Origin of the sequence: Bacillus marasmi (assembly GCF_902168435.1) — a bacterium.
Classification (GTDB): domain Bacteria; phylum Bacillota; class Bacilli; order Bacillales; family Cytobacillaceae; genus Bacillus_BU; species Bacillus_BU marasmi.
Genome location: NZ_LR656164.1, coordinates 113,552 through 129,917 on the forward strand (window position 1 = coordinate 113,552; position 16,366 = coordinate 129,917).

Sequence of the window (16,366 nt, forward strand, 5' to 3'; positions counted from 1 at the left end):
CGGAAATGGAAATTGATGTAGCAGAAAGTTTGTCTTTTTTTGCAGCCCTATATCAGCTTGACAAAAATCCGGAGGTTGGCACACCGCTTTTGTACTTGACGATAGTCGCTTTATGTATTCTGGTTTATAAACTGGGATTTGCAAAGCCTTTGTCGATTGGTAAATCAATTGTAATATATCTATTTTTATTCTTAGGTTGTACGGTTCTAACATTCTTAGCTATCTTTTTACCAATAACAGAAGGTTTGGTTGTCGCTGCATTAATTTTGATTATTTATAAAATTCGTTTGTATAATCAGAAAAAGCAGGATGCTGAACTTGGTTAATACGGAGGATTCATTGTGAAATCTTTACAGGATGCTTTTTACAATTGGTTATCAATTAAGGTAGTTAGTGATGCAAGACCGTTGGATGTTTCAGCTGTTGAAACTACTGAACTGTTTGCGACTATTCTAAGGGACGAACATGGCGTATCGAACATCGCTATTACTAAGGATGATGAACGATGGTACTTCATAGACTATGTTAAAGATGGCGAACAGCAATCGATGAAATTTCCAATTGATTTAATTGATGTCATGCTAAAGCAAATTGAAGCGGAACCGGAGAAATTTAAGATTTTTCCTGAAGAATAAAAGAAGGGATGCTAGCTTTTGCTGGCATCCCTTTTTGGTAGTGTCTAGTTGCGGTGGCTAGGGGCTCGTGGTCACAAGCCAATCCGTCCAGAAGGTCAAAAGAACGACCTTCTAGCCGGCTCGTCTTGTGCCTGTCGCCCCTGAACAAGCCGTCTCCGCTTTTCGTTTTACCAATTATCATCCTCAGATACTGGTTTATAAAGCTTAAAGTTGCCCGATGAATGGCGTTGGTTGGTTTTTTCGGTAATCCGCTCCTCGCAAGGCTTACACATATATGTGTGAATTGGCCGATTTCTCAAACGTTTAGCCAATGGTGAAAAGTCATCGATCGATTCTATTTTATCGCAAATAAAGCATTTCACTCTCATTCTGACACCTCAATTCTGTAATCAAGTCATGTTCTTTGCTACTCTATTTATTATATTATAATATACTAACAGTGAATGGTCGATAATGGTAATAGGTTAATACGTTAAAGTTGATGTAAAAATGGGAAAGTAGTAAGATGATGGTAAATAAGGAGGAATTGAAATGGTAAATCAAGTAGAAGCAAAACTGATTAAACCCCTTTATGATCAATTGCAAAGTGAACGTTTTTCCACTCTGGCGACAATTGATTTTGAAACTGGCGGGCCAAATGTCAGTGCGATTTCTTGGGTACTTGCTGCAAATCAAGACGCTATCTTGTTTGCTGTGGATAACCGTTCAAGAATTATCCAAAATATTAATCAAAACGGCAAAGTGGTACTTAATATTATCGCTAACGAGTCCACCTATTCAATTGCCGGAGAAGCAAGTGTCATTCAAGAAAAATTGGCGGATGTGCCTCTAAAGCTTGCTCTTGTGGAAATAAAGATTAATGAAGTAAGAGATGTCATGTTTTATGGCTCTAAAATTAGTGTCGAGCCACAATATGACAAAACCTATGATAAAGTCGCTGCGGCAAAATTGGACAATCAAGTGATGGATGCAATGCGAAACGCTGCAAGCACGCTATAAAAAAGAGACTATCCTTAGTAGGATAGTCTTATTTAGTCTAATCTTTGTGATGCTTAGACTGATCATCTTGTTCTTTTTCAAGTTGCTTGGAATCTTGTTTATCCATTTCCTTTTTCGGGTTTTCTGTTGCGTTTTTACCATTTTTCGCTCTTGGCTCAATCATGTCAGCTGGAACCTCAGGCATTAGTCGTCCGGAAATATCTGATAGCTCATTCATAATTCCGGAAATGGGGTTACCTGCGCGGACGTCTGCTGCCACTTCCTTTAAACGGGCTGTGAGGTCAGGGTCCGCAATGACAACAGCCTTTGCACCATGAGGGTCATTTTTTAAGCTTTCTGCTACTGAGTATTTGATTGACCCTACCTGAGAACGATCAATATTTTGATCCACATCAATACCTACAACCGCATAGTTCCCTATAACGACCGCCGTTGCATCACGAACGTTTGGTACACTCGTTGCAAGGTCGACTAGATGTTTGGAGACCTTTTGACCAGTCTCTCTATCAACATCCTGAATTGTACTATTTTTTACTTTAACTAAATTTTGTCTTTCGTCATTGGCAGCATTATTTTGTGCACCGCAGCCGACTAAGATAATGGCTATCACAATTAATGGAAATAAGCCTTTCATTTAATCAATCACTCCTCAACTTAGATTGAGTTAGTTAGTATCCATTAAGTCTACTCATGATTTTTTAAAAAATAATAACTAGTACCTCATACGATTATTGTGCAAAACTTCTTCTATCTTTATGCAGTGAAACATATATTTTATCAAAGTCCCATCTGACAAGCGGTTCGTTCGAGGATGAACGGGTAGAACAAGTAGAGCGGGAGGCGTGCGATTGAGTAAAATATATGTATTAGATACAAATGTCTTGTTACAAGATCCCTACTCCATTTTCTCTTTTGAAGATAATGAGGTTGTCATTCCAGCCGTCGTTCTAGAAGAAGTCGACTCCAAAAAGAGATATATGGATGAAATAGGAAGAAATGCAAGACAGGTTTCACGTCTAATTGACAGCTTAAGAGAATCAGGAAAGCTTCATGAAAAAATTCCCCTAGAAAATGGCGGAAACTTACGAATTGAGTTAAATCACCGTTCATTTCACCAATTACAGGAAATTTTTGTTGAAAAGACAAATGATAATCGCATATTGGCTGTTGCCAAAAATTTATTTTTAGAAGAACAAACAAAGGAAAATGGACGACCGGTCATACTTGTAAGTAAGGATACGCTCGTCCGAGTAAAAGCGGATGCAATTGGTCTTTTGGCCGAGGATTTTTTGAGTGACCGTGTAGTGGATTTAGACCATATTTATATGGGTTTTCTTGAAAGGTTTGTAGATGTGGCCATTATTAGTTCTTTTTATGAGAAAAATGAAATCTTAGTATCGGAAATATCTAATTATCCATACTACCCCCATCAGTTTGTAGTATTGAAGGATGCTTTAGGGGGATCGGCGTCTGCAGTAGGTGTTGTCGATCACCAAAGGAAAAAATTAAAAAAATTAGTCTTTGATCATGATCATGTTTGGGGTATCCGTCCTCGAAATGTCCAACAAACGATGGCAATTGAATTGCTATTGCGTAAAGATATATCATTGGTAACGTTGATAGGAAAAGCTGGAACTGGGAAAACCTTATTAGCGCTAGCATCAGGGTTATTACAAACCGAGGATTTGGGGTATTATAAGAAGCTTTTAGTGGCCAGGCCGATTGTTCCGGTTGGCAAAGACTTAGGCTTTTTACCGGGGGAAAAGCAGGAGAAGCTTAGACCTTGGATGCAACCAATTTACGATAATCTTGAGTATTTATTTAATGCTAAAAAACCTGGTGAATTAGATGCAATCTTAGCAGGAATGGGTTCAATTGAAGTCGAGGCACTTACTTATATTCGTGGTAGGAGTATCCCAGATCAATTTATCATAATTGACGAGGCTCAAAATTTAACGAAGCATGAAGTGAAAACGATTTTAACACGGGTTGGCGAGGGAAGTAAAATTGTTCTCATGGGAGACCCCGAGCAAATAGATCATCCGTATTTAGATGCCTACAACAATGGTCTTACATATGTTGTAGAAAAATTTAAAGATCAAAAAATAGCGGGGCACGTCAAACTAATCAAAGGCGAAAGAAGTAACCTCGCCCAATTAGCGGCGGATCTCCTATAGAGTTATTTAATGAAAAAAGGGGTCGTTTTGACCCCTTCTGAGCGGATTAGATTACCCGCATTTCTATAACATTTGTAATCGGCTTGTTCTGATTTGAGCCGTCGCCGTAATAAACGTGGATCGGACCATCTTCCCTTAGTGGTTTGCCATTAAGTGAAAAACCAAGCAAGAGTTTAAATGCCTCATCAATTGGGATTTCAACTTCACTATCACTTGTTTTTATGATTAGCGCTTTTGCATTTTCGCCTACTTCAGCATTTTTTAAAAAAGGCTTGAATGGAATAGCAAAAGTACCGTTCAGCAATTTTTCTTTTTCAAATAAAGGCTTTGTTGAACTAGTCGGAGGAATTGTAGCACCCTCTGTTATTTCACGGTCCCACTGTTTGGAAATATCTTTTTTATATTTTGCTAACTCATCGTCTTGTTCTTGATGATCTTCAAGAAAATACGTTGTTAGATCGACTTTTCGATCATCAAATATCCATACTCCTGGATCCATAGTAATTGAAAACTTAACGTTTCCTTTAATTTGTATGATGTTTTCCATAAAAAATGTCCTCCTCAGCTTGCAATCATTATTTAGTATAGCGATAATTCTGATAAATGTCATGGTAAAGCTACTTTTCAATTTGTTTGACGTTTTTATTATTGGAATGTTCATTAGCGTTTTTTGTTGCAATTTGTCCATTATAAATGTAAAATTTAAAGAAGTATACGTAATCGCTCGGAAACGGGGGGATCAATGTTGGCGTCAGAAATGGTCGTCGATCATCGAGAAAGAGCAAATGCCTTATTAAAGGCGGACGCTGATAAGATATTAAAGCTTATTAAGGTGCAAATGGACAACCTTACAATGCCTCAATGCCCTTTATATGAAGAGGTTTTAGATACACAAATGTTTGGATTGTCCCGTGAAATAGATTTTGCAGTCCGCTTGGGTCTTGTCGATGAAAAGATAGGAAAAGATATTTTAGAACAACTTGAACGAGAGCTTTCAGCCTTACATGAAGCCTCTCAAAAAAAATAGACAAATAAAACTCAAACAGACAGATTGTTTGGGTTTTTTTGTTCCGTTTTTTCGATTGGTGCAACTGGAGAAATTTTTTGAGTAAGCGCTTCCGCTTTTGAATAATTTTAGAATATTAAAATTTAAATAAAAATTTTGATGATAAAATTGATATTTAGTATAGGAACTCAGATGTTATTATGCTAAAATAATTCTATCTTTTCTTCCTCCATAAGCAGGATATCGAGTAGAATGATAGAATAACTAAAACAACCTAGAAGATGAGGAAGAGGTTGAATGCTGAAAAAAATCATAAAATCATATGATTATTCATTAATTATTGTGCTAGTGCTTTTGTCATTATTTGGTTTGGTCATGATTTATAGCTCGAGTATGGTGTCAGCTGTACAACGCTATGACGTTAGCAGCGATTTCTTTTATCAAAAGCAAAAGCTTCATTTAATTGCAGGCTTGTTTGTTTTTATCTTTATGGCCATATTTCCCTATAAAATCATGAAAAGCAATAAAATTCTAGGCATCATTGTTGTTGGCTCGCTTTTAGGACTCTCGGCCTTGTTTATTTTTGGACATGTTGCCGGTAACGCACAAAGCTGGTTTCAAGTTGGCAGCAGAAGTATTCAGCCATCTGAATTTGTAAAAATTGGCGTCATTATTTATTTATCGGCAGTATATGCCAAAAAACAATCCTATATTAACGAATTTAACCACGGCGTTGTACCACCAGTTATTTATCTCGTATTCGTCTGTGTATTGGTAGCAGTTCAACCGGATTTTGGTACAGCAGCAATTATTTTTGCAATAGCTGCTATGATAATAATTGCTTCTGGGATGAATATTAAAAATATCATGAAGCTAATCCTCATCGGTGCGTCGCTTGTTTTACCAATTGTGCTTATCTTTAACGACGAAATTTTTTCTGAAACGAGATTAAACAGATTTGCGGCATTTAACGATCCTTTTGCAGTTGAGGATGGTCCTGGTTATCAGCTTGTGAATTCCTTCTTGGCTTTAGGGTCCGGTGGAGTAAATGGCTTGGGGCTCGGACAGAGTGTACAAAAGCTAGGGTATTTACCAGAATCCCATACTGATTTTATCATGGCGGTTATTGCTGAAGAATTAGGAATTTGGGGGGTAGCTTTTGTTATATTATCATTAGGTTTTATTGTGTTAAAGGGAATTTACACTGCGCTAAAATGTAAGGATCCATTTGGTACACTTTTAGCGGTAGGAATTTCTAGCATGATAGGAATACAATCCTTTACCAATCTTGCTGGTATTTCGGGATTGATTCCATTAACTGGTGTCCCACTTCCGTTTGTAAGCTATGGAGGTTCATCTATTCTGCAGCTCTCATTTGCAATGGGGATTTTAGTCAATGTATCAATGTTCGTAAATTACGAACAAAAATATAAACAAAAGGAAAGTGAGAAACAGTCAGTTCTTTCAAAAAAGAAAATTACTGGATCAATCAATTTTCCTTCATGAGCGCGAGGGGTTAACCCCTTCGCGCTTTTGTAAAATACAGATAAATGGAGTGATTCGAAAAATGCAACGACGTATTACTAAAGTATTGGTTGCCAATCGTGGCGAGATTGCAATCAGGGTTTTTCGGGCTTGTAATGAGTTAAATATTCGAACTGTTGCGATTTATTCAAAAGAAGATTCGAGTACTTACCATCGTTATAAAGCGGATGAAGCTTATTTAATCGGCGAAGGTAAAAAACCGATTGATGCTTATTTGGACATCGAGGGAATCATTGCCATTGCTAAACATAGCGAGGTTGATGCGATTCATCCTGGTTATGGATTTTTATCTGAAAACATTGAATTCGCCCGCCGATGTGAGCAAGAAGGGATCATTTTCATCGGACCAGAATCTCGACATCTTGATATGTTTGGAGATAAGGTAAAAGCACGTTCTCAAGCTGAGCTTGCAAATATCCCGATTATCCCTGGAAGTGACGGCCCTGTAAAAGATGCAAATGAAGTGAGTGAATTTGCTGAGAAGCATGGCTTCCCAATTATTATTAAAGCAGCATTAGGTGGCGGCGGACGCGGAATGCGGATTGTCAATAATAAGGACGAGCTCGAGGAAGCGTATTCTCGTGCTAAATCGGAAGCAAAAGCCGCTTTTGGTAGTGACGAGGTTTATGTAGAAAAACTAATTCTAAATCCAAAGCATATTGAAGTACAAATTTTAGGTGACCAACATCAAAATATTGTTCATTTATATGAGCGTGACTGCTCGGTTCAAAGACGTCATCAAAAGGTTGTTGAAGTTGCACCAAGTGTTTCCGTATCGAATGATTTACGCGAAAGAATCTGTCAGGCTGCAGTCCAGTTGATGAAAAATGTTGATTACGTGAATGCCGGAACAGTGGAATTTTTAGTATCAGGTGATGATTTTTATTTTATCGAGGTCAATCCGCGAATCCAGGTTGAGCATACAGTTACAGAAATGGTCACTGGGGTCGATATTGTTATTTCGCAAATATTAATCGCCGAAGGTCATCCTTTACACGGTGAAGTGGTTGGTATTCCGACGCAGGCAGACATTAAAGTACATGGTTATGCCATTCAATCACGTGTTACAACTGAAGACCCGTTGAATAATTTTATGCCTGACACAGGAAAAATTATGGCATATCGTTCAGGTGGAGGATTTGGCGTTCGTTTGGATGCGGGTAATGCCTTTACAGGTTCGGTCATCACACCTTTCTATGATTCGTTATTAGTAAAAGTAACCACATTTGGTCCATCATTTGAATTAGCGGCCGCTAAAATGATCCGCAATTTAAGAGAATTCCGTATTCGTGGAATCAAAACAAACATTCCTTTCCTTGAGAATGTAGTTAAGCATCCAAAATTCCAAAAAGGTGAATATGATACTTCGTTTATTGATACAACACCAGAATTATTTGAATTCACACCAAGTAAAGACCGTGGAACGAAAATGCTTTCCTACATCGCTAATGTCACTGTTAATGGATTCCCAGGAATCGAAAAGAAAAAACAACCTGTGTTTGATAAACCAAGAATTCCAAAGTTAAATTATGATTTTGAATACCAGAATGGAACAAAACAAATTCTTGATGCCCACGGTCCAGAAGGACTAGTTAACTGGATTAAACAGCAAAATAATGTTTTGTTAACAGATACAACTTTCCGAGATGCACACCAATCGCTGTTGGCTACTCGAGTGAGATCAACAGATATTAAACATATCGCTGAGCCAACCGCAAAGCTTTTACCAGAGATGTTTTCATTTGAAATGTGGGGCGGTGCGACATTTGACGTGGCATACCGTTTCTTAAATGAAGATCCTTGGATTAGACTAAAGGAATTAAGAAAAGAAATCCCAAACGTTCTGTTCCAAATGCTACTACGTGCATCTAACGCAGTCGGTTATACCAACTATCCAGACAATGTGATTCGTGAATTTGTTAAGAAGTCTGCTGAAACCGGAATCGATGTGTTTAGAATATTCGATAGCTTAAACTGGGTTCGTGGAATGGAAGTAGCGATTGATGCTGTTCGTCAAAACGGCAAAATCGCCGAAGCGGCAATTTGTTATACAGGTGATATTGATGATCCAACAAGAACGAAATACAATCTACAATATTACAAAGATCTTGCTAAAGAATTAGAGCAACAAGGTGCTCATATTCTAGGTATTAAAGATATGGCTGGATTATTAAAACCGCAGGCAGCGTATCGGTTAGTTTCTGAGCTTAAAGAAACAATTGATATTCCAATTCATCTTCATACCCATGATACAAGCGGAAATGGAATTTACACATACGCTCGGGCGATAGAAGCTGGAGTCGATATCGTTGATGTAGCATTGAGTACAATGGCTGGCTTAACCTCTCAACCAAGCGCTAATACACTTTATTATGCACTTGAAGGAACAGAACGAAAGCCAATTGTAAACATCGAAGCCCTTGAACAGTTGTCACATTATTGGGAAGATGTTCGGAAATATTATGCTGACTTTGAGTCAGGTATGGTGGCACCACATACAGAGGTATACCAACACGAAATGCCTGGAGGCCAATATAGCAATCTTCAACAGCAAGCCAAGGGTGTAGGCCTCGGCGATAAATGGGACGATGTAAAACGCATGTACGCTCGTGTGAACCAATTATTCGGTGATGTCGTAAAGGTAACTCCATCATCAAAAATTGTTGGTGATATGGCGTTATTCATGGTTCAAAATGATTTATCGGAAGAGGATGTTTTAACAAAGGGTGCTGTCCTTGACTTCCCTGATTCAGTTGTAGAATTCTTCGAGGGGTATTTGGGGCAGCCGTATGGCGGATTCCCAGAAGAGCTTCAAAAGGTGATTCTAAAGGATAAAAAGCCACTTACTGTTCGTCCTGGTGAACTGCTTGAGCCCGTTGATTTTGAGGCTTTAAAGCAGAAGCTGTCAGGTGAGATTGGCAGAACAGCCACTGACTTTGATGTGCTTTCTTACGCATTATATCCGAAAGTTTTCGTGGATTACACGAAGAAATTGGATATGTTTGGGAATATTTCTGTTCTTGATACACCAACCTTCTTCTATGGACTTCGTCTCGGTGAGGAAATTGAAGTTGAAATTGAAAAAGGGAAAACGCTGATTGTAAAACTTATTTCAATTGGACAAGCTCAGGCTGATGGAACTAGAATTGTCTACTTTGAATTGAACGGGCAACCTCGTGAAATTGTTGTGAAGGATGACAGTATTAAAACGACGGTTGTTGCAAAAATTAAGGCAGATCCAAGCGATGAAAGCCATATCGCAGCAACTATGCCGGGTACGGTTATTAAAGTGGTTGTTGAAAAGGGTGAAAAGGTTAATCGTGGGGACCACCTCATTATTACAGAAGCAATGAAAATGGAAACGACCGTTCAAGCACCGTTTACCGGCGTTATCAAAGACATTTATGTAAAAAATGGAGAAGCGATCCAAACAGGTGACCTATTAATCGAGTTAGTTAAATAAATAAAAAAAGGTCTGAACCGCTGCATCTAGCGCTGGTTCAGACCTTTTTTTATAAGCTTGTTGTTTTACTATTTGTGAATGTAGAATTGGCTTCAAGCATCTGTGCGTTTTTCTTACTTCTCGATGTCAATAACAAGAAGTAACATAACAACCCAAATAAACAAGAAATAAAGAAAGCATGTGCAAGTGCGATATAAAGATTTAATTTTGTAAAAATAATAAGCGCTCCGGCAATTACTTGTAGGCAAACAAGAATAAATGAAATAATCCAACCCCAATATATTACCTTCTGATGCCGATAATGTTTAATCGCTAAAAAGGCGATATAGCCTATCCAAATAAAAATAAGACCTGCAAACAAACGGTGACCCATTTGGACCCATTCATTTAGATTAGTGGGAAGTAGTGCTGTTTCATTATTACAAAAAGGCCAATCAGAACAAACCAAGCTTGCTTTTTTATGACGTACAAGTGCTCCAGTGTAAACAACGATATAACTATAAATTGTGACACCAATTGTATGCATTTGCATCCGTTTGTCAATAATTAACTTTTCTGCATCAAATTTCTTATCTACTTCAAAAATAAGTAATGTCAGTAGTAAAACGGAAGCGAAAGAGATAAGAGAGATTCCGAAATGCAGTGCCAGTACAAAGCTGTTTTGTTGCCATACGACAGCGGCTGCACCAATTAAACCCTGTAGGACCAAAAAGAAAAATGAAAGAAATGAGAGGAATTTCGTTTCCCTAATATGACCTATTGCTTTCCACGTCCAGACAGAAAGAGCCAATACCATGATTCCAACCGATCCAGAAACTAGCCGATGAGCTAACTCAATAATAAGCTCAGGGGTTATATTTGTTGGAACAAATTCTCCATTACATAGCGGCCAAGAGCGTCCACAACCTAATCCAGATCCCGTTTTGGTTACTAGAGCTCCACCGATTAACACAAATAACATCCCGATTGTCGTTAAAACGGCCAAAGCTTTTAAAGACCTTTGCAAAAATATCACATCCTATAAAGTTTAAAAAAATGTCATAATTTCGTGTTGACGTGTATAATGAATGAAACAAATTTCGATAAAATCGATATGATGACTATTCGATAGTACACAATAAAGCATATTATTACAACTATTAGAATCTTTCTTTTATAATATAAATTATAACTTGTTATGCTTTCAATTAATATAATAATATTATTTGAAAAATTAGGTAAGATAGCTTGTGGTTGAAAAAAATAAGCCAAAAACTAACTAATAATTTTGATATTTTTGTTAACTTTCTGTAAAAAAAATAAAAAATGTTCAAAAAAACTTCACAAAAAACATCGAAAGTGTGATTTAATATACAGTGAGAATTGAAATAGTTTTGGTATAGGTGAATAATTAATATTATTATTAAGTTGTAAATAGTGTTAATTAAAACTCCCTATTATTGATAAAAATCCGCCCTAAACTTAAGGGAACAAAATTACGGGTTTCTACAGTTGAAGGGAAGAGGAGGAAGGAATCATGTCGAATCCAAAAGGCTTTGGTGGGGCTGCAATAGAACCTAGTCAAACAGAAATTCCGCATACATCAGTGTTAAAGGATTTCTTAGCATTGATTAAAATAGGTATCGTTAATTCAAATCTCATTACTACATTTACAGGAATTTGGCTGGCTCTTCATTTTACAGACCAACGTTTCCTTGATCATTTGGACATCGTCCTATTTACATTAATAGGGTCATCATTAATTATTGCCGGTTCTTGTGTTATCAATAATGTTTACGATCGTGATATCGATCATTTAATGCAAAGAACAAAAAATAGACCTACCGTAACAGGTAGAGTAAATCCATATTGGGTCATTGTCTTAGGATTAGCATTTATCGTAATTGGGCTATTATTTTTACTACTTACTACTGTGTCAGCTGCAATTATTGGATTAGTTGGTGTGATAAGCTATGTTGGACTTTATACTATGTGGTCTAAACGGCTTTATGTTTCAAATACAATTGTTGGAAGTATTTCTGGAGCAGTTCCGCCATTAATTGGCTGGGCAGCTGTAGATGCAAATCTAGATATTATTGCATGGATATTATTCTTTATTATGTTTGCTTGGCAACCTCCTCATTTCTATGCACTAGCAATGAGAAGAGTGGAGGAGTATCGCGCCGCAGGAATACCCATGCTCCCAGTGGTAAAAGGTTTTAAGACAACGAAAAAACATATTATCCTTTGGATTATTGCCTTAATGCCACTACCATTTTTCTTAACATCACTTGGTATCCCATTTTTAATTCTATCTACACTACTGAATGTAGGTTGGTTAGCTTTAGGAATTATTGGAAATAAAAAATTCGATGATATTAAATGGGCCAAGTTAATGTTTGTCTATTCGCTTCAATATTTAACAATCATGTTTGTAGCGATGGTCATTGTGACACTTATTTAATTTTGTAGGAAATCCTTTCCTTATTTAAAGGGGAAATAAGGAAAGGATTTATCCATATTTTTTTAGAAATTTTTATTTATTTTACGAAAGAGGGGTTTGGTAAAGCAATGAAAAGGCTCGCAAAGTGGCATCTCATTTCATTATTTTCCGTCTTAGTACTCATGCTTTCCGGCTGTGGCGAACCATTTTTGTCTGCGTTAACGCCGGCAGGTGAAGTTGCTGAAACGCAATACAACCTAATGAAGCTAAGTACGGGAATCATGGTAGGGGTAATTGTCGTTGTTACAATCATTTTCTTAATTGTAATGACTAGATTCCGACGTAAGGATGATCGCATTCCGAAGCAGGTTGAAGGTAGCCATACTTTGGAAATTTTGTGGACAGTTATCCCTATTGTCCTGTTGCTTATATTGGCAGTTCCGACTGTTGCAGCAACATTTAAGTTTGCTGATGTGGCTCAAATGGACAAGAAGAATGATGGTTCAGAAGGTAAACTAGTTGTTAATGTAAGAGCAAGTTTATACTGGTGGGAATTTGAATATCCTGATTTAGGTATTGTTACTGGACAAGAATTAGTCGTTCCAACTGATGAAAAGGTATATTTCAATTTAAAAGCATCTGATGTTAAACACTCATTCTGGATTCCTCCAGCTGGCGGAAAGATGGATACGAATGTTGATAACGTCAATAAGTTTTGGTTAAAGTTTGATGATAAAAAAGCGGATGAAGCTGGGAATTTATTCTACGGTAAATGTGCCGAACTATGTGGTCCGTCACATGCTTTAATGGATTTCAAAGTGAAAGCCGTTTCACGTGCAGAATTTGATCAATGGGTTAAAGATATGAAGAAAGTTAAAGAACCTGAAAAAGCAGATACTGCTTTAGCGCAAGAAGGTCAGGAAATCTTTAATAACAGCTGTATCGGCTGTCACGCTGTAACTCCATCCAATGCAACACCAGAAGCAGCTCGTATGGCACCGAACTTAACAAACTTTGGTGAACGTTCTCGTATTGCTGGTATTTTAGAACATGATGAAGAATCATTGAAAAAATGGATTAAAGACCCTGAAAGCTATAAGCCTGCAAACACGATGACTGGCACATATGGACAATTAACAGACGAGCAGATTGATGCTTTGGCTGCATACTTAATGGGCTTAAAGGTTCAGGATTAATAGGGGATCTTTGGTGAAAAAGGAGGTAAAACAGTGAGTACCTACGCTCAAAAAAAGGGGTTTGGAGCAACAGTTTGGGATTACTTAACAACTGTTGACCATAAGAAAATTGCGGTATTATATTTAATCGCCGGTGGACTTTTCTTTGTTATCGGTGGTCTTGAAGCAATGTTTATCCGCATCCAGCTAGCGGTTCCAAATAATGATTTTGTAAGTGCTGGATTATTCAATGAGTTATTAACAATGCATGGTACAACCATGATATTCCTGGCAGCGATGCCGTTGGTGTTTGCGTTTATGAATGCGGTTATGCCTTTGCAAATTGGGGCACGTGACGTCGCGTTCCCATTCTTAAATGCATTAGGATTTTGGTTATTTTTATTCGGTGGTATTTTCTTAAACTGCTCATGGTTCCTTGGTGGAGCACCTGATGCTGGTTGGACGTCATATGCGTCACTATCATTAGCTTCTGAAGGCCATGGTATTGATTTTTATGCATTAGGTTTGCAAATATCTGGTGCTGGGACAATCATCGGGGGTATTAACTTCCTTGTAACAATTATTACGATGAGAGCACCTGGTATGACATACATGCGTATGCCAATGTTCACTTGGACAACTTTTGTTACATCTGCTTTAATTCTATTTGCAATGCCACCATTAACAGTTGGTTTATTCTTATTGATTTTTGACCGTTTGTTTGGTGCAAATTTCTTTGATATTGCTAACGGTGGTAACACAATTATCTGGGAACATTTCTTCTGGATCTTCGGGCATCCTGAAGTTTACATTTTAATTTTACCTGCATTTGGTATTTTCTCAGAAATTATTCCAATTTTCTCAAGAAAGAGATTGTTCGGATATTCTTCAATGGTATTTGCGACTGTGTTAATCGGTTTCTTAGGCTTCATGGTTTGGGCTCACCATATGTTTACAACTGGTATGGGTCCAGTTGCGAACGCAATCTTTGCGGTTGCGACTATGGCTATCGCTGTACCAACAGGGATTAAGATCTTTAACTGGTTATTTACACTATGGGGTGGAAGCATCAAGTTTACAGCTGCTATGCATTATGCAGTGGCGTTTATTCCATCTTTCGTAGCTGGTGGGGTAACTGGGGTAATGCTTTCATCTGCAGCACAAGATTATCAATTCCATGATACTTACTTCGTAGTAGCTCACTTCCACTACGTAATCGTTGGTGGGGTTGTATTGGCATTATTAGGTGGAGCACACCTTTACTGGCCGAAAATGTTTGGAACTATTTTAAATGAAACATTAGGAAAAATTACTTTCTGGTTATTCTTAATCGGTTTCCACTTAACATTCTTTGTACAACATTTCTTAGGTTTAATGGGTATGCCTCGTCGTATCTTTACATTCCTTCCAGGGCAAGGACTTGAAACTGGAAACTTTGTAAGTACAATCGGTGCATTCTTGATGGCAGTAGCTGTTACATTATTATTAATAAACGTTGTGATTACAACTGTGAAAAACAAACGTGTTGGTAACGACCCATGGGGAGACGGACGTACGCTCGAATGGTCAATTCCATCTCCACCACCTTACTACAACTTCAAGCAACTTCCACTTGTTCGTGGTTTAGATGCTTACTGGATCGAAAAAATGAATGGTAAAACGGAAATGACTCCTGCAGAACCACTTGGAGATATCCATATGCCTAATAACTCATTCGTTCCATTTATGATTTCTTTCGGATTATTTGTAGCTGCTTTTGGTGCAATGTACCGTACAGATTATAGTTGGGGTCTTCCAGTACTAATTGCTGGATTCGTGATTACATTTGGTTCAATGTTCATCCGTTCAATTAAGGATGATCATGGATATCATATTCATAAAGAAGAATTAGAAAACGAAGATAAGGGGGTTAAGGCATAATGGCTGCTCATGAAACAAAAATGACGTTGGAAAACTGGCCTGCTTCGCCTGAAAAAGCCACCCTTGAAGGCAAAAATAAATTCCTAGGCTTTTGGTTCTTCCTTGGTGGAGAAACTGTGTTATTCGCATCACTATTTGCAACATATTTAGCGTTAAAAGATAAAGTACCTAGTGCAGACCACGCATTAGCAAAAGACTTATTTGAAATTCCGCTTACTTTAGCAGCAACAATGCTACTACTATTTAGCTCGTTGACAAGTGTATACGCTATGTATCATATGAAGAACTTTGAATTCAAAAAAATGCAGCTTTGGTTAGGAGTAACTGTACTATTAGGAGCTTCTTTCCTTGGACTAGAAATTTATGAATTTAATCATTATGTGCATGAGTTCCATCATACCTTTACAAGTAGCGCATTTGGTTCAGCTTTCTACACGCTAGTTGGCTTCCATGGCGGACACGTTGCATTTGGTTTAGGTTGGATTATCACATTAATGATTCGAAATTCTGGTAGAGGTTTAAGTCTTTATAACGCACCTAAGTTTTATTTAGCAAGCCTTTACTGGCACTTCATTGACGTTGTATGGATCTTTATCTTTTCTGTAGTATATTTAATGGGAATGGTGGGATAACTGATGGCAAATCAACAAAATTCAGCGAACCCTAGAGTTGACATTGAATATCGTCGCAAGAAAAATGCCGAGGAAATGAAGTACCAGGTTATTTCATTCGCATTAATGATCTTCTTAACTTTATTGGCCTTTGCAGCAGTTGCGTACGATGGTTTTTCAAGCTGGTTCACGGTTCCGTTTATTATTTTATTAGCCGTTGTTCAATTGATTTTTCAATTATATTACTTCATGCATATGAGTCATAAAGGTCACGAAGCACCATCACTATTCCTATACTCAGGAGCATTAATTGGTGCAATTACAGTTCTAGCTTTCGTAACAATCGTTTGGTGGTAATTTGAAATGTAAAAAAGAGGAAATCGGTTTTTATGCCGATTTCCTTTTTGAAATTA

At 37.6% G+C, this 16,366-nt stretch carries 16 protein-coding genes; 12 read left to right on the forward strand and 4 right to left on the reverse strand.

All coding sequences use genetic code 11. The features are described from left to right. Positions 1-5: 5 nt before the first annotated feature. Together FXW34_RS00580 and FXW34_RS00585 are read left to right on the forward strand one after the other, a co-directional pair. Positions 6-326, forward strand: a complete 321-nt coding sequence (locus tag FXW34_RS00580) for a YlaH-like family protein (protein WP_246140788.1) — start codon at positions 6-8, stop codon at positions 324-326. Between the two features lie 15 nt (positions 327-341). Continuing rightward, positions 342-635, forward strand: coding sequence for a hypothetical protein (locus FXW34_RS00585; RefSeq protein ID WP_147531846.1), 294 nt, complete (start codon positions 342-344; stop codon positions 633-635). A 167-nt stretch (positions 636-802) separates the two neighbouring features. Here the strand turns inward: FXW34_RS00585 and FXW34_RS00590 are convergent, their stop codons facing one another. Then, entirely contained in the window at positions 803-1,003 is a 201-nt protein-coding gene (locus FXW34_RS00590; protein ID WP_147531848.1) for a YlaI family protein, read from the reverse strand. A gap of 163 nt (positions 1,004-1,166) precedes the next feature. Between FXW34_RS00590 and FXW34_RS00595 the strand changes: the two genes are divergently transcribed. Continuing rightward, a complete protein-coding gene (locus FXW34_RS00595) occupies positions 1,167-1,634 on the forward strand; it encodes a pyridoxamine 5'-phosphate oxidase family protein (protein ID WP_147531850.1) in 468 nt (155 codons plus the stop codon). Between the two features lie 37 nt (positions 1,635-1,671). Here FXW34_RS00595 and FXW34_RS00600 read toward each other — a convergent pair whose 3' ends face one another. Further along, entirely contained in the window at positions 1,672-2,268 is a 597-nt protein-coding gene (locus FXW34_RS00600) for a YhcN/YlaJ family sporulation lipoprotein (RefSeq protein ID WP_147531853.1), read from the reverse strand. 214 nt (positions 2,269-2,482) lie between these two features. Here FXW34_RS00600 and FXW34_RS00605 point away from each other — a divergent pair, with 214 nt between their 5' ends. Further along, positions 2,483-3,811 (forward strand): PhoH family protein, encoded by a 1,329-nt coding sequence (locus FXW34_RS00605; protein ID WP_147531855.1) that lies wholly within the window; start codon positions 2,483-2,485, stop codon positions 3,809-3,811. Positions 3,812-3,857: 46 nt separating this feature from the next. On the opposite strand, the gene FXW34_RS00610 is transcribed toward FXW34_RS00605, so the two are convergent. Then, on the reverse strand, positions 3,858-4,358 hold the full coding sequence (locus FXW34_RS00610) for a peptidyl-prolyl cis-trans isomerase (RefSeq protein ID WP_147531857.1): 501 nt from the start codon (positions 4,356-4,358) through the stop codon (positions 3,858-3,860). A 198-nt stretch (positions 4,359-4,556) separates the two neighbouring features. Here FXW34_RS00610 and FXW34_RS00615 point away from each other — a divergent pair, with 198 nt between their 5' ends. The 3 genes from FXW34_RS00615 to pyc all read left to right on the forward strand — a co-directional run bounded on the left by FXW34_RS00615 (position 4,557) and on the right by pyc (position 9,825). Further along, a complete protein-coding gene (locus tag FXW34_RS00615; RefSeq protein ID WP_147531859.1) occupies positions 4,557-4,838 on the forward strand; it encodes an Fpa/YlaN family protein in 282 nt (93 codons plus the stop codon). Positions 4,839-5,114: 276 nt separating this feature from the next. Further along, on the forward strand, positions 5,115-6,323 hold the full coding sequence (locus FXW34_RS00620) for an FtsW/RodA/SpoVE family cell cycle protein (RefSeq protein WP_147531861.1): 1,209 nt from the start codon (positions 5,115-5,117) through the stop codon (positions 6,321-6,323). 61 nt (positions 6,324-6,384) lie between these two features. Then, on the forward strand, positions 6,385-9,825 hold the full coding sequence (gene pyc / locus FXW34_RS00625) for a pyruvate carboxylase (protein ID WP_147531863.1): 3,441 nt from the start codon (positions 6,385-6,387) through the stop codon (positions 9,823-9,825). A 49-nt stretch (positions 9,826-9,874) separates the two neighbouring features. Here pyc and FXW34_RS00630 read toward each other — a convergent pair whose 3' ends face one another. Continuing rightward, the gene (locus tag FXW34_RS00630) at positions 9,875-10,831 is read right to left on the reverse strand and encodes a COX15/CtaA family protein (protein WP_147531866.1); all 957 of its coding nucleotides are present in this window, start codon (positions 10,829-10,831) and stop codon (positions 9,875-9,877) included. Between the two features lie 510 nt (positions 10,832-11,341). Between FXW34_RS00630 and cyoE the strand changes: the two genes are divergently transcribed. The 5 genes from cyoE (at position 11,342) to ctaF (ending at position 16,310) form a co-directional block, all read left to right on the forward strand. Further along, the gene (cyoE, locus tag FXW34_RS00635) at positions 11,342-12,268 is read left to right on the forward strand and encodes a heme o synthase (RefSeq protein WP_147531868.1); all 927 of its coding nucleotides are present in this window, start codon (positions 11,342-11,344) and stop codon (positions 12,266-12,268) included. A 107-nt stretch (positions 12,269-12,375) separates the two neighbouring features. Next, a complete protein-coding gene (gene coxB, locus FXW34_RS00640; RefSeq protein WP_147531870.1) occupies positions 12,376-13,443 on the forward strand; it encodes a cytochrome c oxidase subunit II in 1,068 nt (355 codons plus the stop codon). Between the two features lie 33 nt (positions 13,444-13,476). Then, positions 13,477-15,342 carry a cytochrome c oxidase subunit I gene (gene ctaD, locus FXW34_RS00645; RefSeq protein ID WP_147531872.1) on the forward strand — a complete coding sequence of 622 codons (1,866 nt, stop codon included), beginning with the start codon at positions 13,477-13,479 and terminating at the stop codon, positions 15,340-15,342. Next, entirely contained in the window at positions 15,342-15,974 is a 633-nt protein-coding gene (locus FXW34_RS00650) for a cytochrome c oxidase subunit 3 (protein ID WP_147531874.1), read from the forward strand. Before ctaD ends, FXW34_RS00650 begins: the two co-directional genes overlap by 1 nt. 3 nt (positions 15,975-15,977) lie before the next feature. Further along, positions 15,978-16,310, forward strand: coding sequence for a cytochrome c oxidase subunit IVB (gene ctaF / locus FXW34_RS00655; RefSeq protein WP_147531876.1), 333 nt, complete (start codon positions 15,978-15,980; stop codon positions 16,308-16,310). Positions 16,311-16,366 lie beyond the last annotated feature (56 nt).